This window comes from Acinetobacter uliginosus (assembly GCF_044130295.1).
GTDB lineage: Bacteria > Pseudomonadota > Gammaproteobacteria > Pseudomonadales > Moraxellaceae > Acinetobacter.
In genome coordinates this window covers 1-25845 of the sequence record NZ_JBIQOC010000037.1, presented here as the reverse complement: position 1 = coordinate 25845, position 25845 = coordinate 1, and the positions used below count along the sequence as shown (strand labels likewise).

Below are 25845 nucleotides of genomic sequence, written 5' to 3'. Positions count from 1 at the left end.
CTTCGAGCAACTTCCTGTTACCGCACAGCAATTGTGCGCAAGATTTAAAGTGCCCAATCTTGTTATTGTTAGAATTGCAATAAGTGTTCCAAGTTTGTGCCAAAGGCAAAAGATTCAGTTTTAATGCAGAAATTTAAGTTGTTGATGCTGCTGTAGCTCATCCAGTGAATTAATGCTGTGAAAAAACAGGGCACGATTTTTAAAACTTGCCACTTGAGCGTGCAAGTCGGCAAAACAGTGTTTTAGACTGCGCTGTTTTTGTTCGAGATGACTGATGAAGGTAGGTAGACTACTGCGTTTAAGCAGACAAAATGGATAGAGTGCCTTGCCGTTGATTTCCACATAAGCCACCTCTGCCAGACTGTTTTTGGCCAAAGCTTGATGCAACTTGAGTAGAACTCGTGAAGGGATATAGGTCACATCACAAGGGACAAATAGCACATAGTCGGCCTGTACATGTGCCCAGGCACTTTTCATGCCCATCAGTGGACCTAAAAAGCCGCTCTCATCATCCTGATAGCAATCAATACTGGGAATGATTTTCTGGTAAATCGAATCATCCCGGTGACTGTTAATCCAGACATGTGCCACATCGGATTTTAGCTGTTGATGGATTTTGATCAGTTGAATCTGGTCATCAAATTTCTGCAACAGCTTATTGATGCCATTCATGCGCCGTGCCTGCCCCCCGGCTAAAATCACCAGATCGGTGCTCGGATAAACAGCATTTTTTAAGGTTTTTCTCATTCTACCGCCTCCATTTGACAGGCTTTAATCAGACCACGAATTTCAGGCAGACATGAACCACAGTTACCGCCCGCTTTTAAACAGGCAGTGACCTGTTTTTCATTGGTTATATTTTTTTCTTTAATGGTTTCAATAATGCGGTTTTTACCCACCTTAAAACAGCTACATACCAATGGACCTTCATTATTTGCCATCGACATCGGTTGTCCGGCAAGTAATGCCTTGCGGTGCATGGCACTTAAACGTTCACGTTTAAACAGGCTGGCGACCCAGTCACGATCAGGCAATAAAGCCTTGGGAGCAATATATAGGCTAGCAATCAAATGCCCATCTTTCAGCACCACACTGTGACTGATATGGGCAGTCTGATCTTCAATATTCAGCCATTCAAAACTTTCATCCTGAAATGGTAATAGCTCTTTTAACTGCTCTGTGGTCTGGGTAAATTTTTTACGGTCGGCCAGTTCATAACGCACAGCCTTGGCGGTGATGATTTTGGTCCACCACACCATATTCTGAATGGATGATTGCACAATCTTTTCAAAGCCCTGACGTACATAGAGGACGCCTTGCCACTGATTGTAAAATGGCTGGATGATGACTGGGGTATGCTTAAATTCAGGCTCACCGGAAATGGCATCCACCACCGGATTGACTACTTTGCCAATCCGTGCATCGGACGCGACCTGGTCATTCCAGTGAATCGGTGCAAAAACCTGTCCACGACGGATGTTGTCACTGACTGTGGCGCGTAATATACAACTCCCCCATTTCGATTTGACTTCCACCAGCTCGCCATCTTTGGCCCCGTATTTCAAGGCATCATGTGGATGGATTTCACAAAATGGCTCTGCGCGATGACTACTTAAATTGGCAGATAAACTGGTACGGCTCATGGTGTGCCACTGGTCACGAATCCGCCCGGTATTCAGCACCAAAGGAAATTCGCTACACACCTGATTGACGGGATTAACTGCGCTAATGGCAATAAATTGGGCTTTGCCATCCGCATGACTAAACTGACCTTTGGAATAAAGTCGCGCTACACAACCATCTGCCTGATGTTTAGTCCAGACCGGCCATTGCACCGGTTTTAGGTCATCATATTGATTAAAGGTTAAATCTGTTAAGCCGTTTAAATTAAAATAGCGGAAATATGGCGTTATATCGCACTGGCTTAAATCTGCATTTTGATGTGCCGATAAACGGGCATGTTCCAGAAAAATGTCATGGCTATTGTTAAAATCAAAACCGCTAAAGCCCATGCGTTTTGCGACCTGACTGATCGCCCACCAGTCGGCTTTAGCCTGTTCTGGCTCTTCTAAAAATGCACGCTGTCTGGAAATACGGCGTTCAGAATTGGTGACTGTACCATCTTTTTCACCCCAGCCTAAAGCCGGTAACAGCACGTCGGCATATTGTGTAGTGTCGGTGTCTTGGCAAATGTCGGACACCACCACAAATTCACACTTGTCTAAGGCACGTTTGACCTGATCGGCATCGGGTAAGCTCACCACCGGATTGGTGGCCATAATCCAGATGGCTTTAATTTTGCCACTTTCTACCGCATGGAATAGATCAACCGCCTTAAACCCAGCCTGCTTGGCGATATAGGGACTTTGCCAGAAGTTTTGCACCAGCTGTTGATGGTTTTCATTTTCCAGCTCTAAATGTGCTGCCAGCATATTGGCCAATCCACCGACTTCACGACCGCCCATCGCATTCGGCTGACCAGTCATGGAAAATGGCGCTGCACCGAGCTTGCCAATTTTTCCGGTGAATAAATGGCAGTTGATTATGCTATTGGCTTTATTTACCCCTTGTGAAGACTGATTCACCCCCATGGAAAACAGAGTCATTACTTTTTCAGTTTGGGCAAATTTCTGATAAAAAACTTGCAGTTTTTCCAGTGAAATACCGGTACGTACCACGACATCTTCAATGGACGATTCAGTTTGGCTGTGGATCAAAGCTTGCTCTAAGCCGTGGGTATGTGCAGCAATAAAATCTGGGGCAGCATGACCATTTTGCGATAGATATTGCAATAAGCCGTTAAATAACTTGACATCCTGCCCCGGTAAAATCGGCAAATGTAAGTCTGCTGCTTCACAGGTGCTGGTAAAGCGCGGATCAATCACCACCACAAACAGATCACGTTGCTCTTTGGCTTGCATGATGCGTTGATACAATACCGGATGACACCATGCGGTATTGGAACCCACCAGCACCACCATGTCGGTATGTTCAAAATCTTCATAGCTTGCCGGTACAATATCTTCACCGAAAGCACGTTTATGTGCCGCAACTGCGGAAGACATGCAGAGTCGTGAATTGGTATCGATATTGGCTGTACCGAGGTAACCTTTAACGAACTTATTCACTACGTAATAGTCTTCCGTCAGCAATTGCCCGGACACATAAAAGGCAATACTGTCACGACCATATTGATCAATGCATTGCTGAAACTTATTGGCAATTAAATCCGTTGCAGTATTCCAATCGGTCTTTTCACGCTGATTTTTTCTGCCCAGCATAGGATAAAGAACGCGTGTTTCAAGCCCCAGGGTATCGGCCAGATTACTGCCTTTAATGCACAGTTTCCCGTAGTTGGATGGATGATTAACATCCCCTGCAACCGACACTTTTTGCCCTAAAGCAGTGTCCTGCACAGTCGCAGTGACACCACAACCTACCCCACAATAGGGACAGGTGGTATTGGTGATTTTGGTATTTATTTCTGTGGAGCTATGCAGTTCCATAACGGGAATACTATTCATGGATGCTCCTTTCTATCGAATAAATTCACTTGAATAATTTCTTCTATTTTCCAAGCTATCTAAATCTTTAGAGTTCACGTAAGCATGTATTCTGTCGAGGTGGCATGGATGCCACCGTTTCCCATCATTACAGGACGTAATGTATGGGAAACAAAGATTTTTGTTACTTTTGATCTTTCAAAAGTAAGATCATGCCTACGCAATTACTCTTTACTTATTAGTGCAAAGTGTGGCTGTGCAAATATTTAAAATTGAACAAATACCACTTATGTGATTAGCCTGCTTTCTTTAATGCAAAATCTTTACCAAAAAGCAATTTATTACGAATATTACTGATTGGCGTTTGATCAGAAATCAGTTCTGCATACCAGGTACCATCTTCAGTATCACCAAACAGCACTGCACCAATGACTTTATCTTTTTGAATAATAATGCGTTTATAAATCTGACGTTTTTCATCATTCAAGATAATGTCTTCGTAATCGTCCTGTGGTTCACCATTTTCTAAATCAATTCGACCCGCTGAAAATACATCACAGCCACTGACCTTGAGCTGCGTTGGAACTGTCGGTGCTTTAAAAGTTAAGCTGCCGTGTTCGGCCAGATGTGAGGCACAAATAAAGGCTTGACCCCAAAGTGGTTCAACCAGACCGAAGGTTTGATTACGGTGCTCAATACATTCACCCACCGCATAAATACTCGGATCAAAGGTTTGCATGGTGTCATTCACCATCACACCACGGTTACAACGTAAGCCGGCACTTTGCGCCAATGCCATATTCGGACGGATGCCCACAGCAAAAACCACCAGATCAGCATCCAGCACCGTTCCATCTTTCAGCTTGATTTGGGTGACATGACCCTCTTCGCCAATCAGTTGTTCGGTATTGGCTTGAGTCATGATGTTGATGCCCTTGGCTTCAATACTTTGTTTTAACAGGCTGCTTGCACGACTATCCAATTGACGTTCCATAATCCGGTCCATCAAATGCAAAACTGTCACATTCATGCCGCGTTGTTTCAGACCATAAGCCGCTTCAAGCCCAAGCAGACCGCCACCAATCACCACGGCATTCTGTTTAGATTTGCAGTAATCCAGCATGGTATTGACATCATAGATATCGCGGAAACTGATCACGCCCTTTAAGTCCGAACCTGGAATAGGCGGGACAAAGGGTTTGGAACCTGTTGCCAGAATTAGACGATCATAATCCACCACCAAGCCTTTTTCGGTATAGACCTGCTTACGTGGACGGTCAATTTTCACCGCAGCATCACCGGCAATAAAGCGAATGTTTTTATCGCTATACCAGGCATGTGGATGCAGCATGATGTCATCAATGGTTTTATCGCCAGATAACACCGGTGAAAGCATGATGCGGTTATAGTTGCCCCACGGCTCTTCGCCAATGACCGTCACTTCATAACGTTCAGGTGCCATATCCAGTAAGTCTTCCAGACAGCGCATACCCGCCAGACCATTACCTACCAACACCAGTTTCATCTTTTCTTGGGAAGTGCCGTTATTGGTGATATAGGTTTTTTGCGGTGTAGGACTGATCCAGACCTTGCCATTTTCAATCTTGCTTGGGAAAACCAGTAACTTTTGATCTTTATCTTCCAGACAACGTCCGGTGGCCAGACTGAAATGCTGCTTGTAGATGGGAGATGCCACTACACGCTCACCCTGCAAATCGCCAATGATGCCGCGCGACATGACAAAAGCCTGACTAAACGGATCTTGATTGCTCAAGGCATAGACGCGTTTTTCATTACCGACACGGAAAATGGCAATTTGCTGATTTTCAATTAATGCACCTACACCGGTATTCGGGGTAATGTCATCCAGTGCACAAATTTCCAGCCATTCCAGCTCATTGGTTTTATTCATTTCTTTTAAAATTGTCATCATCTTTCTCCTTTATTCTTTTAAGCTTCAACAACAGGAATACGCATCACATCACGTTCAGCCTCGGTTTTTGGACGGATTTGCCCGCGCACCTCGGCGAATTGAATGTGTGGATCATTTTGTTGTTCAACTTTTGCATTGATAAAGGTTACGAAGCGTTTACGGACTTCCGGATCTTCCACCGCGGTACGCCATTCATCTTGATAGGTGCCGACCACATGGTTCATACGGCGTTCCAGTTCAGCAGCCAGACCCAGTGAGTCATTTACCACCACATCTTTTAAATAATCTAGACCGCCTTCCAGGTTGTCACGCCATACCGAAGTACGTTGCAAACGGTCTGCAGTTTGGATATAGAACATAAAGAAGCGGTCGATATAACGGATTAGAGTTTGCGTATCCAGATCCGATGCCAGCAATTCCGCGTGGCGTGGTTTCATGCCGCCATTACCGCAGACATACAGGTTCCAGCCTTTTTCTGTAGCAATCACCCCAACATCTTTACTTTGTGCTTCGGCACATTCACGGGTACAGCCCGACACCGCCATTTTCAGTTTGTGTGGTGAACGCAGACCTTTGTAACGGTTTTCCAGGAAGATGGCCAAACCGACTGAGTCATCCACCCCATAACGGCACCAGGTACTGCCGACGCAAGATTTCACGGTACGCAATGATTTACCGTAAGCATGTCCTGACTCAAAACCGGCATTGATCAGTTTCTCCCAGATTTCAGGCAGCTGATGCACTTGTGCACCAAACATGTCGACCCGTTGTCCACCGGTGAGTTTAGTATATAAACCGTATTCTTTGGCAATTTGACCGATTGCAATCAGGCCCTCTGGAGTGACTTCACCTCCAGCCATTCGCGGTACAACCGAGTAAGAGCCATCTTTTTGAACATTACCCAGATAATAGTCATTACTGTCTTGCAACCCTGCATGGCTTGGCTTCAATACAAAGTCATTCCAGCAGGAGGCTAAAATATTGGCTGCAGTCGGTTTACAGATATCACAACCTAGACCGTGACCATGTTGTCCGATCAAATCATCAAAGGTTTTGATTTCATTGACCCGCACCAGGTGATACAGCTCCTGGCGTGAATAGGCAAAGTGTTCGCAAAGGTGATTGTTTACAGTCACCCCTTGACGTTGCAATTCAGATTTCAATACTTGAGTGACTAAAGGTGCACATCCGCCACAAGCCGTTGCCGCTTTAGTACATTTTTTCAAGGCACCCAGCGAGGTTGAACCATCAGCGATAGCACTGCAAATATCGGCTTTAGAGACGTTATTACATGAACAGATGGTGGCACTATCTGGAAGCAGATCCACACCGCTACCACCCGCTTTGGCCGTAGATTGCGCATAGCCTGGCATGATCAGGCTTTCCGGATTTTCTGGAATTTCCAATCCATTCAGCATCATTTGCAGCAGGTCGTTATATTCTTTGGCACAGCCCACCAGAACAGCACCGAGTAGCTTGGTTTTTTCCGCATTCACCACGATTTTTTTATAAATCATGGCATCTTCATCTGCATAGAAATAACTTAAGGCATTTGGCGTCATGGCATGCGCATCACCCACCGATGCCACATCTACCCCCATCAGTTTGAGCTTGGTGCTCATGTCTGCGCCGGTAAATGAATTGCAAGCCTGATCCATGACATGTTTGGCTGCAATACGTGCCATGTCATAGCCCGGAGCCACCAGACCATAAATTTTGTTTTGCCACAGTGCACATTCACCAATCGCGTAAATGTCAGCATCAGAAGTCTGGCAATAATCATTGATGACAATACCGCCACGCTCACCCAGCGCCAAGCCGCTTTGACGCGCCAATTCATCACGTGGGCGAATCCCCGCAGAGAATAAAACGATATCGGTTTCAAGTTCAGAACCATCGCCAAACTTCATCACATGCGTGGTATTTTCACCGGCTTCGATGCATTGTGTAGCTTTTTGGGTATGAACTTTCACACCCAGATTTTCGATTTTTGCACGTAAAACCTTACCGCCTAAATCATCAATTTGTACCGCCATTAAACGGGGTGCAAATTCGACCACATGGGTTTCAAGATCCAGATCACGCAAGGCTTTCGCAGCTTCCAAACCGAGTAAACCACCACCAATCACCACGCCGGTTTTGGCATTTAAACTCGTGGCACGAATGGCATCTAGGTCTTCAATAGTACGGTAAACAAAGCAGTTTTCACGCTCATTCCCTGGAATAGGAGGAACAAAAGCATATGAACCAGTTGCCAGCACCAGTTTGTCATATGCAATGACTTCGCCATGATTGGTGGTAACGGTTTTATTCAGAGTATCTATTGCAATAGCTTTGGTGCTTAAACGCAGATCAATACCATAGGCATCGGCAAAATCCGCACGACATAAAGTTAAGTCTTTGGCTGATTTACCAGTGAAATATTCGGTTAAATGCACACGGTCATAAGCTAAACGTGGTTCTTCTGCCAGAATCGTGATTTCAACCTCGTCACCTGCATGTTCAAGAACCGATTCAATGAACTTGTGCCCTACCATACCGTGACCAATCATGACTAATTTCATATCAATTCTCCTTAATCCCTTTGCTTAACCTTGCGCCATGTTGTTGCGTTCAAGCACTGCATCTTCAAACAGTTTTTGTTCTTTCTGTTTATGCTCAACCGAGAAGCGAATCATCAGTACAAAGCTTGCTGCAATCACCACCAGTCCACCTAGAGCCATCAGGCAGGTTTGAATATCCAGCATGCCTTTCAGTAAGAAACCTGCTGCCACTGCACCGACGTTACCGCCTGCGCCAATGATGCCAGCAACACCACCCAAAGCATCACGGTCAATGAAAGGCACCAAGGCATAGGTGGCACCACAGGCCATGTGGGTAAACAGTGCAAAAACTGTCATGACCAGAATTGCGAGAACTGCGGTATTCATTTGAGAGAACAAGATCAGGAACAGGCCTTCCATCAAGATCATGCCGAACAGCACTTTGGTACGACCATCCAGGCCTTTTTTAATTGCGACTTTGTCCGAGACAATGCCACCTAAAGCACGGGCAAACAGCGCCAGTAAACCGAAGATCCCTGCTGCCAGTCCTGCTTCTTTGAGGCCAAAGCTAAAGTGTTCAACGTAGTACATCGCCACAATGTTATGAATGAAGATTTCAATACCGAAACACGCAGCATAAGCACCAAATAAAATCCAGACCCGGTAGTTACGTGCAGCGTGCATCAGAATCGCCATGCCGCCTTTTTTATCGCTACCAACTTGAATGCCTTGTGCACGAAGTTCTTTAAAGTTGCCTTGTGGACAGTCCTGGGTGAATTTCCAGTACATTGCACCGACAATCAGCATCATCAAACCTGGAACAATGAGCGCAATTCTCCAGCCCATCGCCTGTTCAACACCAAACATCACCAAGGCAGCAAGCATTAACGGCATCAAGGCTTGAGTTGCACCACCACCCGCATTCCCCCAACCTGCTGATGCAGCATTGGCAGTCCCGACCACATTCGGAGCGAACATAATACTGGTGTGATATTGCGTGATCACGAAGCTGGCACCAATGGCACCAATCAATAAGCGGAAGAAAAGGAAAGATTCATAGCTGTTGGCAGAGGCCACACCAAAGACAGGAATACTGCCGATAATCAGTAATGCGGTATAGGTTTTGCGTGGGCCATACTTATCACATAAAGGCCCGACAATCAGACGAACTAAAATAGTAATTGCGACTGCGGCAATATTAATATTGGCAATTTGATCTTTAGTAAGATGAAATTCACCGGCAATGACAGGCATGAGTGGGGCACAGGCAAACCAGGCAAAGAAACAGACAAAAAATGCGAGCCAACTCATATGGAAGGCCCGCATTGCTGCGCTACTGAAATTGAAAAGACTTATTTTTGTTGCTTTTTTAGCATTTAAATTTGAAGACATAGCCCTCTCCTTCCTGAACTGAACGTATTGTTTTATCTGTCATGCAGATAGCTGCACAGCAGATTCGATCAGAACGGACGTCTTTGGCCGTCTTACAATTTTTGGAGTCGTCTTTGACTCACAAGAGATATAGCAATGCGCGTGCCAATAACTCAGAGAAAACTATAAGTTTATATTTTTTATCATTTTTAATTTTTATTTATAATTTTTCAATGCCAGTAATGGTCTGCTTCTCTATTTTTAACTATGACCTCCTGACTCAGCTCAACAATGATTATGCTTCCTTGTAGCGCATTTTTGCATTAAGACAGTGCGCAATTTGCTCACCGTTCCTTGGTTCAGTGAACTTTTATTGAAATCATAATGATTTAACTCATTTGGCATTTTAATTGCTTTAAATAGATTATGACTTTTTCTTTCAGGCATGGCCTGATGATATTTAGCCCATATGCCAAAACTCAAAATCGCACTGATTGATGACGATCAAGACCGTGCCCATTACATTCAAGCCTCCCTGATCGAACACAATTTCGAGGTCGTGGCCTGCCTCAGCGCGGATCATTTAAGCATGTTCCGCCTCGAACAGTTGCATGCCGACGTGATTTTGCTGGATATGGATCATCCCCATCGTGACATCATTGAAAGCTGTGTCAGCCAGTTCGATCTGCCGACAGTACTGTTCACTAAAAACAGCCACAAAGACACGATCAAAAACGCCATTGATGCCGGGGTTACGGCGTATATTGTCGATGGCATTGACCCATCCAAACTGGACAGCATTTTAGAAATCTCGATTGAACAGTTTAAAAAACATAAAAAATTGCTCGGCGATCTGGAAGACACCAAAAATAAGCTAGCCGACCGTAAAGATGTGGAGAAAGCCAAAGTATTGATGATGCAATTGCACCATCTTACTGAAGATCAAGCCTTTCAGTTACTGCGTAAAAATGCCATGAGCCACCGTATGACCATTGGCGAAATGGCACGGCGTTTACTGGATGCACAGCAACTACTACAAAGCCAATTGAAGGATTAAGCCATGCCAGATTTAGAAAAAACTCAAATCCAGTTCGGCTATATTCCTCTGCTGGATTGTGTGGCCATTCTTTGGGCCAAGCAGCGTGGTTTTTTTGAGGAAGCGGGTTTAGAGGTCACGCTGGTGAAGGAAGCATCTTGGGCCAGCTTAAGAGACCGGTTGGCTTTTGGTTTTTTAGATGCTGCACATTGCCTGTCTGCCATGCTGCCTGCCGCAGCACTTGGTGAAGACCAGCTCGGTATTCCACTCCAGACTGCCCTGGTATTAAGTTATAACCGTGCCTTTATTAGTTTGAGTCAAAAACTGTGCTTTGATCTGAACATTTCCAGTCAGGACAGCGCACAACAATCTGCACAAAAAATCGTCTCTGCCCTACAAGCGCAAAAAAAGATTCAATTTGCCCATGTCTTTAAGCAGTCGATTCATCATTATTGTCTCAGAGAATGGCTCGCCCTTGCCAATCCTGAAATTGCACGAAATATAAAACTGGCCACGCTTCCCCCACCCTATATGGTGCAGGCATTAGCCAATCAGGTCATTGATGGTTTTTGTGTCGGTGAACCCTGGAACAGCCAGGCTGAACTACTGGGAATCGGTCAAATTGTCGCTTCCAGTCAGGACATTATTCCCCAAGTGGCAGATAAGGTTTTGGCAGTCACCTGTGATTGGGCAATGCAACATCCAAACACGCATCAGGCTTTAACGCAGGCCATTCAAAAAGCCCAGCAAGAACTGAAAGATTTACAGGACTATGCTGACGTTTGGCAAATGCTGACCGAGTTCAATATTGTGCAATTTCAATGCTCAGACAGCATTCATGTACAAAAATTCCACTCCATTCAAAATATTATCCGCAATTTTGTCGATGAGACATCTGTGCCAAAGGTAGATGATTTTAAATGGCTGACCCAAAAAATGCTGAAATGGGATAACCCAATTCACTTGAATGATGCGGTGATTGAAAACATCAGCCAAAACTGTATTTTATCTTTGACGAAATAAGGCAGCATCCGCATTGCCCCCGGCCACAAAAAATAATCAGAATGCTGGGGTTAAGCCATTCATTTTGATTATTTTATCGCTGTAATCCAGTTTTATGGTTTATTTTCATTTCTGCTGTTTCCCACAAATTTTCTCCATATTTTTACGTTATCTTACGCAAAATTACATAGGGAACATCGAATAATGAAACGCATACAACCGCGTTGGCAATGGAGCACCCTGAGTTGTGCACTGTTTAGTTTTATCTCCCCAAGCTGGGCGGCTGACACGATTAGCGATGCCACAACAAACAGCACGGTTGTTCAAACAGACCCGGTACAGACACTGGCAACCCTAAAATTTCAAGCAACGCCCGCCCAAGCCAAAGACCCGGATATCAGTGCGGTGGCGAAAACTATTGTCACGCGTGAAGAAATGCTGCAATTTGGTGATCAATCCGTGAATGATACCTTACGCCGTGCCGCCGGTTTTCAGATGCCCACACCGGGACAAGGTCCACGTGGGGGTGGCGGTGCTTCAGCTATGCGTTTTCGTGGCGGTGGTGCCCCGGCATTTTTAATCAATGGTGAACCGGTTCAAGGTGGCCCACGCGGTGGCATGTCGGTTGTTGACAGCATCACGCCAGACATGATCGAACGGATTGAAATTACCAAACAGCCAAGTGTCGCTCAGGTTTCTGTGGCATCTTCCGCCGTCATCAATATTATTCTGAAACAACCCTTGGATCATGCCCGCATCAGCGGAACCATTCGTGCAGGATATGGTTTGGCAAAATCTGACCAAAAAGAAGAGGAACGTAAAAATATCAGTGTTCAGGCTGATGACCGGGATAATGCCTGGTTATACAGCCTGTCTGCCAACCAGATGTGGAATGACACCATCTCGATCATCCAGACCCAAAACAGCAGCCAAACCCGCGAACAAAAGCGTATTACTGAACGCAAGTCGCAAATGCTGACACCCCGTGTTGAATATGAACTGGATGACCAGCAAAAACTGGTTGCCGAACTGTTCTATCGTAACAATGAAAGTGACGGCAGCCGTGGCGATCAGACGCAAAATGACAAGAATGACAGCATCCGTTTAAATACCCGTTATGAACGTAAAGACAAGGATAATTCCGACAAAATTCGTCTTTCAGTCGAACAGCAGAACGAAATCGAATCGACCCGGTCACCGCTCTTCAGCAGCTATACCGATGAAACCATCCATGAGTATGGTGTGGCTTATGATGGTGTGCGTAAATTTGATGACACCCGACAACTGAAGTTTGGTACGGATATTCGCTCGAATGAACTTGAAAGTAATATTACCGATACACTCGATGAACAGCATTATGCGCTCTATACCGAAGGTAGTTGGAAGTTTACCGACCGGCAAACCGTGACCTTGGGTGCACGTCAGGAATGGATTCATCGTTCAGGACTTGTGGATTACAGTGACCAGCACTTTAGTCCTGTTTTGGCACACCGATTTGATTTTGATGATCACTGGTCATTACAAAGCAATATCAGCCAGGCATTCCGCAGTCCTAAAACCGACCAGCTGTTACCTACGGTTTCTGTTTCTACCGATAGTGATGCCGGTAGCCTGAACAATCCGGATCGTGGTGGAAACCCCAATTTACGTCCGGAAAAAATAACCGCCTTTGAATCCACCTTAGGTTATAACACCCCGTCAGGTGGCGTCAACATCACGGCATATCAACGTGAAATTGAAGATTACATTGAGAAAGTGATTCGTCAGGAAGGCTCGCGTTTTGTAGAACGCCCGCAAAATCAGGATAATGCCACCACCTATGGGGTTGAAATTGCTGCTCGTTATGCCTTAAAGCAAACTGAAAATGGGCATGCATTGATGTTGAATGGTCAACTGTCGACGGTACGTGCAAAAATTGAAGAGACCAATCATCAGCAACGTTTAGCCAGTGATGTGGCACCTTATACAGCCAGTGCCGGTTTATCTTATAACTACCAGCCCTGGCGTCTTTCCAGCAGTGTGAACCTGAACTATGTTCCTGAATTTACCCGTGCCCTGGATAACCAACCCTATGACCGCACCAGTAATGAACGGGTCAATGTCGATATCAGTATGAGCAAACGCTTTGATGATGGCTGGGCAATGACCCTGAGTGCACGCAATATCTTGAGTACAGATTATAAAGAGCGTTTAACCAATCAATCTGATGGCAGCCTGTATGAATCCCGGGTCAATCAGGCCATTCCAAGTGTACTCCTCAGTGTAGAAAAAAAATTCTAAACGGGGAAGATAAAAAACCGGTGCCAGTCACCGGTTTTTTATCTCCAGATAATGATTGTATTTATGCTGCCCAGCGGAAAAATTTAATCTTCTGGCCGTTGCCAATTTTCTATGATTTCTCAACTAGTCAGGATTTTTAGCTTTACCCTATCACCGCCCTCAAAACTGGTATTCGAGCTTGAATATCAATCTGATGCTTAGGGCTTTTTAATGGTTGATCACCTGAATATGATTCAAACATGCTAAAGTTCGAGAACCTCTTATACATGGTTTGCAAGATAGCCTAGATATGAGTAAATGATGCATCAAAAATAGATAACCGGGCAATATTTAATAAAAAAATTATAAAATTCATTAACTTAAAATGGTAGGTATTTGGTAGGTAGGATTTTTTCCAGCTTCATTCGATACTCCAATTACGGTGAGAGTCACCGATAATATAATGAATGGTAGAAGGAATCGCACCATGGCTTTTAAAAATATTGCAGATCAAACCAACGGTTTTTATATTCCCTGTGTTTCACTTTTTGGCCCAGGCTGTGCCAAAGAAATTGGAACTAAAGCGCAAAATCTAGGTGCCAAGAAGGCCTTGATTGTGACTGATGCAGGTTTATTCAAATTTGGTGTCGCAGATACTATTTCAAACTATTTAAAAGATGCTGGCGTTGACAGTCATATTTTCCCGGGTGCAGAACCGAACCCAACCGACATTAACGTACATAACGGCGTTCAAGCCTATAATGAACAGGGTTGTGATTTTATTGTTTCTTTAGGCGGTGGTTCATCACATGACTGTGCCAAAGGTATCGGCCTGGTGACAGCGGGTGGCGGTCATATTCGTGACTACGAAGGGATCGATAAAAGCACTGTACCGATGACACCGCTGATTGCGATCAATACCACGGCAGGTACGGCTTCAGAAATGACCCGTTTCTGTATTATTACCAATACCGATACCCATGTAAAAATGGCTATTGTTGACTGGCGCTGTACCCCGCTGATTGCCATCGACGATCCTAAACTGATGATTGCCAAACCAGCCAGTTTAACTGCGGCAACCGGTATGGATGCATTGACTCACGCTGTTGAAGCCTATGTATCAACTGCAGCCAATCCAATTACCGATGCCTGTGCCGAAAAAGCAATTACCATGATTAGCGAATGGCTTAGCCCGGCTGTTGCCAATGGTGAAAATCTTGAAGCACGTGATGCCATGAGCTATGCACAGTATCTTGCAGGTATGGCTTTTAACAATGCATCTTTAGGTTATGTTCATGCCATGGCGCATCAGCTGGGCGGTTTCTACAATCTGCCACACGGTGTTTGTAATGCCATTCTGCTTCCGCATGTATCTGAATTTAACCTGATCGCCTGCCCGGATCGCTATGCGAAAATTGCACAGTTAATGGGAGTCAACACTGAAGGCCTGACGGTAACTGAAGCTGCATTTGAAGCCATCAATGCCATTCGTCAACTTTCTGCTTCTATTGGTATTCCATCTGGTTTGGCTGAACTGGGTGTCAAAGAAGCTGATCTGGCCATCATGGCAGAAAATGCGCAAAAAGATGCCTGCATGCTGACCAACCCACGTAAAGCTAACCATGCTCAAGTGGTCGATATCTTTAAGGCAGCATTGAAACCTAATGCATCGGTAGTCGATTTTAAAGCAGCAATGTAATACCTCCCTGTAAGTCTTCTATCCAATTCTTTGACTTACACTTTTAGCAACCCATGTTCGCACTTCGTCAAGAAGTGCGCCAAGAAAAGAAACCATTTCCCTTTTCCTGGCTGATCCTGTGTCCTTGATGACAGGATAAGAACTGTGGTTGCTTTTTTTTTTATAAAAATAATTCAATTTGACAAATTACCACTCATCATGAAGGATAAGAGAAAACAGATTCTTCTCTATGAGTATAAAAATGAGCAATGGCAACACCGCCCCACTTTATCAACGCGATATCTTAGGCCCAGGTTATGAACAGGCCACTTTAAATTTCCCGGATGATTATGAAGGTCAGGTTACAGCGACCTTAGTCAGAAAAAAAGCCGACCAAACCACATCCAAAGCTGTGTTATATATTCATGGCTTTATTGATTATTTCTTCCAGACCGAAATGGCCGAACAGTTCAACCAGCATGGTTTTGACTTTTATGCACTGGATTTACGTAAATATGGCCGCTCCATTCTGCCGCATCAAAAATATTATAATGTGCGTGAAATTGCCGAATACGATGCGGAAATTACCGAAGCCTTAAACATTATAGGCGCAGAAGGCCATGATGCCATTTTACTCAGTGGCCATTCTACCGGTGGCTTAACCACCACACTGTATGCGGCACATCATCCAGAGCATCCTTTAATTAAGGCACTGTGGGTCAATAGTCCGTTTTATGATTTCAATATGAACCCGATCAAGAAAAAATTGGGCATTCCCAATTTAAGCCGGGTGGGTAAGGTTTGCCCGGATTTAAAATTTCCCAGTGAGCTGAACAAATGGTATGTTCCCAGTCTGCATAAAAATCTGCATGGCGAATGGGACTTTAATCTGGACTGGAAACCGCAGTCTTACCCTCTGGTTCGCTTGAGTTTTGTTCGGGCCATTTTTGAAGCACAGAAAGAAATCCATCAGGGAGTCAGCTTAACGGTACCTGCTTTGGTGATGCATTCCGATCAAAGCAAAAATCCAAAAAAATGGCATCAATATGCGCAAAGCAGTGATGTGATTCTAGATGTCAAACATATCGACAAATATGCCAGAAAAATCAAAGGTGATGTCACCATTGCTAAAATCAAGAATGGCTTACATGATCTGGTCTTGTCGGAAAAATCGGTACGCCAGAATGTCTATCTGCGGCTGTTTGAATGGCTAGAAATTAAAGGGCTGTAAATATATCTTACAGCTCTCAGGCATCCTTATATTTCAGCAGGGTTTGATGCACAGGGTGCGTTTTGGGCATGAGCTCAATCAGGCGTTCAACCGCATCAATCGCCTCAGGGAATCGAGCCACATGTTTTAGCAGCACATCGGTTTCATTGGCTTTAAAAATGGCATCACTTAAACGTGATTCCAGACAATCGCGCCAGGCACATAAAAAAGGACTTTCAGTTTTGGCTAGAAATACGCCAGTACACAGTTTTAAGGCCGAATCGATATAGCCGGCATCCAAAGACTGTTCTGTCAATAAAAAGTCAGCCTCGACATGTGCCAATAAACGATAAGGTCTGGAACCCAGCATACCGCCCAGTACATCACGCAACTGCGACATTTCCGCCTTTAAGGTACCTATACTGACTTTTCGTTCTCCGTATAAAGCCTGATGCAGGGTATCCAGACTTAAACCTTGCGGACATAATGCCAGGATGGTCAAAATTTCAATTTGGCGGGGGGTCAGAACCAGTACCTTGCCATTAAACAAAACCTGAGGCACGGAAAAAGCCCGGATAAACAGACGCTGCTTTTGGTATTCCAGCAAAGCCGATTGAATAATCGAAGCACAGCGTTCCGCTGCAAGTAGTCCCAAACTGTTATGCTTTTGCCAGGTAGTCGACAGGTCAATCACCCCTAACACCTGCTTGGAATAAGGATCAATAATCGGGGCAGCATAACAGACCCAATCATGAATGGAAGGCATATAATGTTCATTGGAAAACACACAACTCGATTGCTGGGTTTTTAACGACAGTGCCAAGGCGTTGGTTCCGACCAGTTCCTCGCGCCATTGCCCGCCTTCAATAAAATGCACACTTTCTGCTGCACGCTGCATTTGTGGACTGGAGGCTGACCAGATAATGGTGCTACCGATATCCCCGACTGCAATTACCATCGAAGACTGTTCGGCAATATGCTTTAAATCCTGTGCGCAATGTTGCAAGGCATTTGCCAAAGCCGAAGGATAGGTTTCTTTTTGTAAGTGAACCAGTGGGGCAGCCAAGCGATCCTTGGGAATTTCGGCCGAGGATGAACGTTGCCAAGAACTCGCAATACTTTGACCCAGTTGTTCCGCATGTAAGGCAGATAAACTGCTACTTTGCCTAAACTGATCAATTTTATGCCTTTTTTGCATCAAATTTTGTTTTGTCATCATTCCTTATTCTCACAACAATTCATGATTTACATCCACTGTAATCGCTATTTTTTATGCTGGATTGAAAAGATTGTAAACCTTCTTGTATCCAACCTTTCTCCAACCTTATTCAGGTTATGCTAATCATATAATGTACACAAGTACCTTATATACCAAAGCTGTAGATACGGTTTTAAGACACTAAAATAAGCAAAGGAAATACATATGCGTTACGTCGATCCTAATCAACCTGGTTCAAAAGTTCAGTTTAAAGCCCAATATGAAAACTTCATTGGTGGACAATGGGTAGCGCCTGTCAAAGGAGAATACTTTGACAATATTTCGCCTGTAGATGGTAAAGCTTTCACCAAAGTTCCGCGTTCTAGCGTTGAAGATATTGAGCTTGCTCTTGATGCTGCACATAAAGCCAAAGCACAATGGAACAAGTCATCGCCAACGACCCGTTCCAATATCCTGTTAAAAATTGCCGACCGTTTAGAAGCCAATCTGGAGCTTTTGGCAGTTGCTGAAACCTGGGATAATGGTAAGCCGATTCGTGAAACCCTGGCTGCCGATATTCCTTTGGCGATTGATCATTTCCGCTATTTTGCCGGCTGTATCCGTGCACAAGAAGGCGGCATTTCAGAAATCGATGAAGATACTATTGCTTACCATTTCCATGAACCTTTAGGTGTAGTCGGACAAATCATTCCGTGGAACTTCCCGATTTTAATGGCAACCTGGAAACTGGCACCGGCTCTGGCTGCAGGTAACTGTATTGTTTTAAAACCGGCTGAACAAACACCGGTCAGTATTCTGGTACTGGTTGAACTGATTCAGGACCTGTTGCCTGCAGGCGTATTAAACATTGTAAATGGTTATGGCGTTGAAGTGGGCCGCCCATTGGCTACCAACCCACGTATTGCCAAAATTGCATTTACTGGCTCAACAGCTGTCGGTCAGCAGATCATGCAATATGCCACCGAAAATATTATTCCGGTAACCTTAGAGCTAGGTGGTAAATCACCAAACATTTTCTTTGAAGATGTTATGGCTCAGCAAGATGACTACCTAGAAAAAGCGCTAGAAGGCTTTACCATGTTTGCCCTGAACCAAGGGGAAATCTGTACCTGTCCATCACGTGCTTTGGTTCAGGAAAGTATTGCAGACCAGTTCCTGGAACTTGCAGTAGAACGTGTGAAACGCATTAAAACCGGTCATCCACTGGATACTGAGACCATGATTGGGGCACAGGCTTCTCAAGAACAGCAAGACAAAATTCTGGGATGTATCGCAACCGGCCGTGGAGAAGGTGCTCAACTATTGACGGGTGGTGAAGCACGCCATGAAGTTGGCCAAGGTTTCTACATTGAACCGACCATTTTCAAAGGCACCAATGACATGAGAACGTTCCAGGAAGAAATTTTTGGACCAGTACTCGCAGTGACCACCTTTAAAGATTTTGATGATGCCATCAAGATTGCCAACGATACCATTTATGGTTTAGGTGCTGGTGTCTGGTCACGTTCAGCGCATACGTCATATCGTGCAGGCCGTGCGATTGAAGCAGGTCGTGTATGGACCAACTGTTATCATATCTACCCTGCACATGCTGCATTCGGTGGTTATAAAAAATCAGGTATTGGACGTGAAAACCACAAGATGATGCTGGATCATTACCAGCAAACCAAAAACTTGCTGGTGAGCTATGCCACCAAGCCAATGGGCTTCTTCTAAACATAACGTTGTATCAAGTATCTCAAAAGCGAACTTCGGTTCGCTTTTTTGCTTTAAATTGCAAACGATCAACAGAGAAATCTTCATTTTTCTGACTATTCAGGCTAAATTGCTATGATTCCTTCTCTATGAAAACAAAAGCATGATAACTATTCCTCCAGACTTTCCTGACACCATTTATGCCATTCAACATCTTGCCTTTGAAGACCTGGGGGCATTTGAAGATGTCTTTTATCAACTCGGTTTTCGGGTACGTTATTTTGAAGCCGGTGTAGATGATTTAAGCAAAGCATTGCAGCATAAAGGTCTCACCATTATTTTAGGTGGACCGATTGGCGTGTATGAAACAGATGACTACCCTTTCTTACAACAAGAAATAGACTTACTTAAAGTTCGCCTAAAAGAAAACTTGCCAACTTTAGGCATCTGTCTAGGTGCTCAACTGATTGCTCATGCCCTGGGTGCCAAAGTGTATGCAGGACATCAAAAGGAAATTGGCTGGAGCCAACTCAGTATTACAGATTGTGCAAATAATCTGCTTAAGCCATTAACTGGAACTGCTGTATTACACTGGCATGGCGATACCTTCGATTTGCCTGAACAGGCTACATTATTAGCAGGTTCAGAGATTTATCTTCATCAGGCATTTTCTGTGGGGAAAAATATTCTGGCCTTACAATTTCATCTTGAAGTGGCCCCAGAAAGTCTGGAAAAATGGCTGATTGGCCATACCTGCGAATTAAGAAAAGCTAACGTTAATATTCCGGCTTTGCGAGCCGACAATCAACGCTATGCCACTGCATTAGCATTGCAGGCACAGGCTGTATTGCAGGCATATCTCAAACAGATTTCAGCAATTTAAAGTAAAATTTCAACCAATAAAAAAGCACCCTCTCAAGGGTGCTTTTTTTATTAGCCAATTCAGGCTTATTTTTTCGCAGGAACAGAAGCTTCAGTGGTAATGTTTACCGTGATTTTATCGCCCACATTTGGTACATAAGCCCCTACGCCAAATGCTGACCGGTTGAATGAAGTCGTGGCATTGAAACCAATAGCCTCTGCTTTAGTCATTGGATGTACACCTTGTTTATTTAACACTGCATCTAAAACTACAGGTTTAGTCACATCTTTCACTGTAAGGTTACCAGTGATTTTGTATTTGTTTTTACCTAATGCCTGAACTTTAGTACTTTTAAATGTGATGTTTGGATACTTCGCTGCATCAAAAAAATCTGCTGTTTTTAAATGCTCATCCAATGCTTTTACGTTGGTATTTAAACTCGATAAAGGAATAGTCACATTCACAGATGAATTTGCAGGTTTTGCATTATCGACGTTAATTGTACCTTGAATGTCGCTAAAGTTTGCAGAAGGCGTAGAGAAACCAAAGTGACTCCAGGAAAAAACAGTTGCTGTGTGGGTTGGATCAATCTGATAGGCAACCGGTTTTGCCATAGTAAAAGTTGCCACTGATGCAACCGCCAGACCTAAAGTTAGTGCTTTAAAATTCATGTCTTGTTATCTCGCATTGGAATGATTATTAGTTTATACCTTTCTTATTTTAATTCACCGATATAGATAAAACGATATGTTGCAAGAATAGAACAATTACCGGTTATCTAGCTCCATAAATGAAATGATATGGTCACCTCATCTTAATATATTGATCATCATCATAATTTATTTTAAACCCTGATTCGCAATTTTATGTCTTTATCACTTGTTTCTGTTTTTATTAAATATTTAATACAAAAATATACAGTTTATAAAAATCATGATCAATTAATGAAAAGTACAGCCCATCTATTCGTAACTGTTCACATTTTTAAATATCCAAAATAATAAAAGCCCCCATTGGGGCTTTTTAAAGATGTTTCATCTTTATAACTTTTCAACCAAAATACGGTCGATTTGCTTTAAACCGGTATGCTTTTCATGATTCTTACGGCGGATCTTGATCACCTTGTCTTCCTGCAAGTCTTGCAGCATGAGTTCCACAGCAACCATAGCATCAAGTTCAAGGTCTGTACCAATCCATTTCTGTTCACCAGCATCCATCAGGACAATTTCATCATTAATCTGATCATAAAGGCTCATATTTTCCTCACTTGGGGCAATCATGCACCCCGGGCTGAATACTGTATGAATGAATTAATTTTAAACCTAGACGTTTAAATCATTCGTTACAAATCGTTATTTCTGCAATGAAAAACGCCCCTTTTGCTGGGGCGTCTTTTTAACCTGCTAATCGGATTGATTAAGCGGTAATGTCTTTTACTGCTGCAACAACCGCTTCAGTGGTAATATCGAAATATTGGTACAAGTCTTTCGCAGGTGCAGATTCACCGTATGTAGTCATACCGATCACTCGACCATCCAGACCCACAAATTTCCACCAGTAATCCACATGCGCAGCTTCAACTGCGACACGCGCACGAATATGAGATGGAAGAACCGCTTCACGGTAAGCAGCATCCTGTTTCACAAACTCTTCGGCACATGGCATAGATACTACACGTACACCATCAAGCTGTGCATAAGCTTCCATTGCCAATGAAACTTCAGAACCAGTCGCAATAATAATCGCTTTTAATTCACCTTTTTCTTCAGCCAGCACATAACCACCTTTAGCAACGTTCTCAATTTGTGCTTGAGTACGGGTCTGGAATGGCAAGTTTTGACGAGAGAAAATTAATGCTGTAGGACCTTCGCTACGTAACAATGCAGATTTCCAAGAAATAGAAGCTTCTACAGTGTCACATGGACGCCAGGTATTTAAGTTTGGTGTGCCACGTAAAGAGGCGATCTGTTCTACCGGTTGATGCGTAGGACCATCTTCACCCAGACCGATTGAGTCATGGGTATAAACATGGATGACACGCTGTTTCATCAATGCAGACATACGCACTGCATTACGCGCGTATTCCATAAACATCAGGAATGTTGCAACGTAAGGGATGAAACCGCCATGCAATGCAACGCCGTTGGCAATTGCAGTCATACCAAATTCACGTACGCCGTAGTGAACATAGTTACCCGCTGGATTGTCTTGTACGCCTTGCGCACCTTTCCACAAGGTCAGGTTTGAACCTGCCAAGTCAGCAGAACCGCCCAAAACTTCTGGCAACAATGGTACAAGTGCTTGAAGTGCATTTTGGCTGGCTTTACGCGTCGCAATAGTTTCAGCTTTTGCATTTACTTCAGCGATATAAGCATCTGCTTTAGCGACGAAGTCAGCCGGTAATTCACCGCTTAAACGACGTTTAAGTTCAGCCGCTTCAGTTGGGTATTTTGCAGCATATGCAGCAAAAGTTTCATTCCATGCAGATTCAGATTGAGCACCTTTGTCTTTGGCATCCCAAGCTGCATAAACGTCAGCAGGAATTTCGAATGGACCTTCAGTCCAACCCAAAGCTTCACGCGTCAAGGCGATTTCGTCATTACCCAGTGGTGCACCATGACAATCTTCTTTACCTTGTTTGTTTGGTGAACCTAAACCAATAATTGTTTTACAGATAATTAAAGTCGGTTTAGCCGTTTCAGCTTTTGCTGCAACAGTTGCTTGACGGATCGCATCGCTATCGTGACCATCCACTTTAATCACTTGCCAACCATAAGCGTGGAAACGTTGTTCTGTATCGTCAGAGAACCAGCCTTCAACTTCACCATCAATAGAAATGCCGTTGTCATCGTAATAAACGACAAGTTTACCCAGACCCAAAGTACCTGCAAGTGAACATGCTTCATGAGAAACACCTTCCATCAAGCAGCCATCACCTAGGAAACAGTAAGTGAAGTGGTCAACCACTTTGATGTCGTCTTTGTTAAATTGAGCAGCTAAAGTTTTTTCAGCCAGCGCAAAACCAACCGCATTGGCAATACCCTGACCCAATGGACCAGTCGTGGTTTCAATCCCTGGTGCATAACCTAATTCAGGGTGACCTGGAGTTTTAGAATGTAACTGGCGGAAAGATTTTAAATCTTCAATAGAAAGATCATAACCGGTCAAATGCAATAGTGCATATTGCAGCATAGAGCCATGGCCGTTAGACAATACAAAACGGTCACGGTTGGCCCATTGCGGGTTTTGCGGGTTATGATTTAAAAATTCACGCCAAACGACATCAGCGATGTCTGCCATCCCCATCGGAGCACCTGGATGTCCTGAATTTGCTTTTTGCACAGCATCCATTGCCAATACACGAATTGCGTTTGCAATACGACGTTCGTTAAGCGGGGTTGTCATAGGTCAGAGTCCAACTAAATCGTTTAAAGAATATGATGAATAGGAAAATTCAAAGCTGGCTATATTGTCTTAAAAAAACAGCAAAGGGTAAAGTCTAATAGCCAACATTTCGGCATTTATTCACCACTGGACATACTTTAATGCAGGCAGAGCTCAATTTCACATCATTTGCAGCGACTTAGCGCATGATTAAATACCTTGGCTTATTTAATCTAAAATTTATATATGACACTTTAACCATTATTAATTGCATGAGCGTTGTTTCACCAGTTGCTTTTATTTCTTTATGTGGAAAAAGATCAAGAAGATCCAACAATGATGAAAAACCTCTACTTTGGCTATTGAATATAGGCTTTAAAGCTTTTCCTCATTTACAGAATCATTTTATTGTTTATGCTTTGATAAATACCCGCTACAAAATTACAGGGTAAATTAAATTTTTGGCCTTACCCAATTGATGAATAAACACTCAAAAGCTTAAAAAATGAATTTGATTCACTTTAAACAAAACTAACTGAAAAATTTAATTCCTTTTAACTGTATCGCTTCACTCTTATAAAGTTTCATCCCGTCAGGCTTTTTTCAAAATGATTTTTTGTCGAAGTTAATATATAACAATAATATATATAAATTTTTAAATGATTAAATATATTTATAATCGTTTTTGATTAAATAGAAATGCTTTTGAAGCAAGGATTAAATATTTGCTTAAGCAAATTTTTGTTATAAGCAAAATTACTATTTCAGGCTCATTTTTAACGACTTATCAGTTTTTTAGATGCCCATATCAATTAAAAAGTCATTGAATTGAAATAAATTCATCCATTTTTATCGTCTAGAACTGGTCCAAAAGTCCAACTCGATGTAACATATTGCGTCTTTTGAATTAACTGTGATAGGACTTATGCGCGAGTACGCTGTATTTACCTCGGAATCTGTAAGCGAAGGCCATCCGGATAAAATGGCTGACCAAATCAGTGACGCTATTTTGGATGCAATCTTAAAAGAAGACCCTTATGCACGGGTTGCTTGTGAAACGCTTGTAAAAACGGGTGCGGTAGTACTTGCCGGTGAAATCACAACAACTGCTAACGTCGACTTTGAAGCAATCGTACGTCAAACCGTCAATGGTATTGGCTATCATCATTCTGACCTCGGTTTCGATGGTTCAACCTGTGCCGTGATCAACATGATCGGTAAACAGTCTCCTGAAATTGCTCAGGGTGTGGACCGCCAAAAACCTGAAGATCAGGGTGCCGGTGACCAAGGCTTGATGTTTGGTTATGCCAGCCGTGAAACTGACGTGTTAATGCCAGCTCCTATTTCATATGCACACCGCTTAATGGAAAAACAGGCTGAGTTACGTCGTAATGGCCGTTTACCTTGGTTACGTCCAGATGCGAAAAGTCAGGTGACTTTTGCCTATGAAAATGGCGTGCCTGTCCGTTTGGATGCTGTGGTACTTTCTACCCAGCACGATCCTGAAATTTCACAAGCCAACTTAAAAGAAGCTGTGATTGAAGAAATCGTGAAGAAAATCATTCCTGCCGAAATGTTCCATGCAGACACCAAATTCCACATCAACCCGACCGGGATGTTTGTGATTGGCGGTCCTGTAGGTGACTGTGGTTTAACTGGCCGTAAAATCATTGTCGATACTTACGGTGGTATGGCTCGTCACGGCGGCGGTGCTTTCTCTGGTAAAGATCCATCTAAAGTTGACCGTTCAGCAGCTTATGCCGGGCGTTATGTAGCGAAAAATATTGTAGCAGCTGGCCTAGCAGATAAATGTGAAATCCAGGTGTCTTATGCGATTGGTGTTGCTGAGCCAACTTCTATTTCAATCAATACATTTAACACAGCCAAAGTACCTGAAGAATTCATTATTCAATTGGTTCGTGAGCACTTTGACTTGCGTCCATACGGCATTACCCGCATGTTGAATCTGATTCAACCGATGTATAAGCAGACTGCTGCTTATGGTCACTTTGGCCGTCAAGGTTCAGATACTGCATTTACCTGGGAAAAAACCGATAAAGTGGAAGCACTTAAAGCCTCTGCCGGACTGTAATTTTTCCATCAAAAAGCCCACATTGTTGTGGGCTTTTTTATTTCTGCTTTAAAATAAT

Annotated in this window: 17 protein-coding genes; 8 read left to right on the top strand and 9 right to left on the bottom strand. The window is 43.6% G+C overall.

The features are described from left to right. Positions 1–120: 120 nt before the first annotated feature. The 5 genes from mobA to ACE01T_RS08500 all read right to left on the bottom strand — a co-directional run bounded on the left by mobA (position 121) and on the right by ACE01T_RS08500 (position 9371). Positions 121–747: a molybdenum cofactor guanylyltransferase gene (gene mobA / locus ACE01T_RS08520; protein WP_180043099.1), complete on the bottom strand. Its 627-nt coding sequence runs from the start codon at positions 745–747 to the stop codon at positions 121–123. After that, positions 744–3524, bottom strand: a complete 2781-nt coding sequence (locus ACE01T_RS08515) for a nitrate reductase (protein WP_180080929.1) — start codon at positions 3522–3524, stop codon at positions 744–746. Before ACE01T_RS08515 ends, mobA begins: the two co-directional genes overlap by 4 nt. A gap of 274 nt (positions 3525–3798) precedes the next feature. Beyond that, positions 3799–5433, bottom strand: a complete 1635-nt coding sequence (gene nirD, locus ACE01T_RS08510) for a nitrite reductase small subunit NirD (protein WP_180043120.1) — start codon at positions 5431–5433, stop codon at positions 3799–3801. A 20-nt stretch (positions 5434–5453) separates the two neighbouring features. Then, positions 5454–8000, bottom strand: a complete 2547-nt coding sequence (nirB, locus tag ACE01T_RS08505) for a nitrite reductase large subunit NirB (protein ID WP_218944719.1) — start codon at positions 7998–8000, stop codon at positions 5454–5456. A gap of 24 nt (positions 8001–8024) precedes the next feature. Then, positions 8025–9371 carry an MFS transporter gene (locus ACE01T_RS08500; protein ID WP_180043101.1) on the bottom strand — a complete coding sequence of 449 codons (1347 nt, stop codon included), beginning with the start codon at positions 9369–9371 and terminating at the stop codon, positions 8025–8027. A gap of 448 nt (positions 9372–9819) precedes the next feature. Between ACE01T_RS08500 and ACE01T_RS08495 the strand changes: the two genes are divergently transcribed. The 5 genes from ACE01T_RS08495 to ACE01T_RS08475 all read left to right on the top strand — a co-directional run bounded on the left by ACE01T_RS08495 (position 9820) and on the right by ACE01T_RS08475 (position 16556). Then, positions 9820–10407 (top strand): ANTAR domain-containing response regulator, encoded by a 588-nt coding sequence (locus ACE01T_RS08495; protein WP_086195084.1) that lies wholly within the window; start codon positions 9820–9822, stop codon positions 10405–10407. Between the two features lie 3 nt (positions 10408–10410). Then, the gene (locus tag ACE01T_RS08490; protein ID WP_180043102.1) at positions 10411–11409 is read left to right on the top strand and encodes an ABC transporter substrate-binding protein; all 999 of its coding nucleotides are present in this window, start codon (positions 10411–10413) and stop codon (positions 11407–11409) included. Positions 11410–11592: 183 nt separating this feature from the next. Next, positions 11593–13668, top strand: a complete 2076-nt coding sequence (locus ACE01T_RS08485) for a TonB-dependent receptor plug domain-containing protein (protein WP_395519106.1) — start codon at positions 11593–11595, stop codon at positions 13666–13668. A gap of 466 nt (positions 13669–14134) precedes the next feature. Then, positions 14135–15346: an iron-dependent methanol dehydrogenase gene (mdh, locus tag ACE01T_RS08480; RefSeq protein ID WP_180043104.1), complete on the top strand. Its 1212-nt coding sequence runs from the start codon at positions 14135–14137 to the stop codon at positions 15344–15346. 241 nt (positions 15347–15587) lie between these two features. Continuing rightward, on the top strand, positions 15588–16556 hold the full coding sequence (locus ACE01T_RS08475; protein WP_086195080.1) for an alpha/beta hydrolase: 969 nt from the start codon (positions 15588–15590) through the stop codon (positions 16554–16556). Between the two features lie 16 nt (positions 16557–16572). Here ACE01T_RS08475 and ACE01T_RS08470 read toward each other — a convergent pair whose 3' ends face one another. After that, positions 16573–17754 carry a helix-turn-helix domain-containing protein gene (locus ACE01T_RS08470; protein WP_166168067.1) on the bottom strand — a complete coding sequence of 394 codons (1182 nt, stop codon included), beginning with the start codon at positions 17752–17754 and terminating at the stop codon, positions 16573–16575. Positions 17755–17958: 204 nt separating this feature from the next. On the opposite strand from ACE01T_RS08470, the gene exaC reads away from it, so the two are divergent. Both exaC and ACE01T_RS08460 read left to right on the top strand, forming a co-directional pair. Further along, positions 17959–19470: an acetaldehyde dehydrogenase ExaC gene (gene exaC, locus ACE01T_RS08465; RefSeq protein WP_180043105.1), complete on the top strand. Its 1512-nt coding sequence runs from the start codon at positions 17959–17961 to the stop codon at positions 19468–19470. Between the two features lie 142 nt (positions 19471–19612). Then, positions 19613–20332, top strand: a complete 720-nt coding sequence (locus tag ACE01T_RS08460; RefSeq protein WP_180043106.1) for a glutamine amidotransferase — start codon at positions 19613–19615, stop codon at positions 20330–20332. Between the two features lie 65 nt (positions 20333–20397). Here the strand turns inward: ACE01T_RS08460 and ACE01T_RS08455 are convergent, their stop codons facing one another. The 3 genes from ACE01T_RS08455 to tkt form a co-directional block, all read right to left on the bottom strand. After that, a complete protein-coding gene (locus ACE01T_RS08455) occupies positions 20398–20982 on the bottom strand; it encodes a YceI family protein (protein ID WP_086195076.1) in 585 nt (194 codons plus the stop codon). A gap of 369 nt (positions 20983–21351) precedes the next feature. Further along, positions 21352–21567 carry a hypothetical protein gene (locus ACE01T_RS08450; protein WP_180043107.1) on the bottom strand — a complete coding sequence of 72 codons (216 nt, stop codon included), beginning with the start codon at positions 21565–21567 and terminating at the stop codon, positions 21352–21354. 160 nt (positions 21568–21727) lie between these two features. Then, positions 21728–23716 (bottom strand): transketolase, encoded by a 1989-nt coding sequence (gene tkt, locus ACE01T_RS08445; RefSeq protein ID WP_180043108.1) that lies wholly within the window; start codon positions 23714–23716, stop codon positions 21728–21730. A gap of 904 nt (positions 23717–24620) precedes the next feature. On the opposite strand from tkt, the gene metK reads away from it, so the two are divergent. Further along, positions 24621–25787: a methionine adenosyltransferase gene (gene metK / locus ACE01T_RS08440; protein ID WP_180043109.1), complete on the top strand. Its 1167-nt coding sequence runs from the start codon at positions 24621–24623 to the stop codon at positions 25785–25787. Positions 25788–25845: the final 58 nt, after the last annotated feature.

What these genes read in the sequence shown, in the direction of transcription:
- ACE01T_RS08470 (WP_166168067.1), bottom strand. Translation starts at nt 17,754, where the DNA reads ATGATGACAAAACAAAATTTGATGCAAAAAAGGCATAAAATTGATCAG.
- exaC (WP_180043105.1), top strand. Translation starts at nt 17,959, where the DNA reads ATGCGTTACGTCGATCCTAATCAACCTGGTTCAAAAGTTCAGTTTAAA.
- ACE01T_RS08500 (WP_180043101.1), bottom strand. Translation starts at nt 9,371, where the DNA reads ATGTCTTCAAATTTAAATGCTAAAAAAGCAACAAAAATAAGTCTTTTC.
- ACE01T_RS08450 (WP_180043107.1), bottom strand. Translation starts at nt 21,567, where the DNA reads ATGAGCCTTTATGATCAGATTAATGATGAAATTGTCCTGATGGATGCT.
- metK (WP_180043109.1), top strand. Translation starts at nt 24,621, where the DNA reads ATGCGCGAGTACGCTGTATTTACCTCGGAATCTGTAAGCGAAGGCCAT.
- mdh (WP_180043104.1), top strand. Translation starts at nt 14,135, where the DNA reads ATGGCTTTTAAAAATATTGCAGATCAAACCAACGGTTTTTATATTCCC.
- ACE01T_RS08455 (WP_086195076.1), bottom strand. Translation starts at nt 20,982, where the DNA reads ATGAATTTTAAAGCACTAACTTTAGGTCTGGCGGTTGCATCAGTGGCA.
- ACE01T_RS08460 (WP_180043106.1), top strand. Translation starts at nt 19,613, where the DNA reads ATGATAACTATTCCTCCAGACTTTCCTGACACCATTTATGCCATTCAA.
- ACE01T_RS08515 (WP_180080929.1), bottom strand. Translation starts at nt 3,524, where the DNA reads ATGAATAGTATTCCCGTTATGGAACTGCATAGCTCCACAGAAATAAAT.
- nirB (WP_218944719.1), bottom strand. Translation starts at nt 8,000, where the DNA reads ATGAAATTAGTCATGATTGGTCACGGTATGGTAGGGCACAAGTTCATT.
- ACE01T_RS08490 (WP_180043102.1), top strand. Translation starts at nt 10,411, where the DNA reads ATGCCAGATTTAGAAAAAACTCAAATCCAGTTCGGCTATATTCCTCTG.
- ACE01T_RS08495 (WP_086195084.1), top strand. Translation starts at nt 9,820, where the DNA reads ATGCCAAAACTCAAAATCGCACTGATTGATGACGATCAAGACCGTGCC.
- ACE01T_RS08485 (WP_395519106.1), top strand. Translation starts at nt 11,593, where the DNA reads ATGAAACGCATACAACCGCGTTGGCAATGGAGCACCCTGAGTTGTGCA.
- nirD (WP_180043120.1), bottom strand. Translation starts at nt 5,433, where the DNA reads ATGACAATTTTAAAAGAAATGAATAAAACCAATGAGCTGGAATGGCTG.
- ACE01T_RS08475 (WP_086195080.1), top strand. Translation starts at nt 15,588, where the DNA reads ATGAGCAATGGCAACACCGCCCCACTTTATCAACGCGATATCTTAGGC.
- tkt (WP_180043108.1), bottom strand. Translation starts at nt 23,716, where the DNA reads ATGACAACCCCGCTTAACGAACGTCGTATTGCAAACGCAATTCGTGTA.
- mobA (WP_180043099.1), bottom strand. Translation starts at nt 747, where the DNA reads ATGAGAAAAACCTTAAAAAATGCTGTTTATCCGAGCACCGATCTGGTG.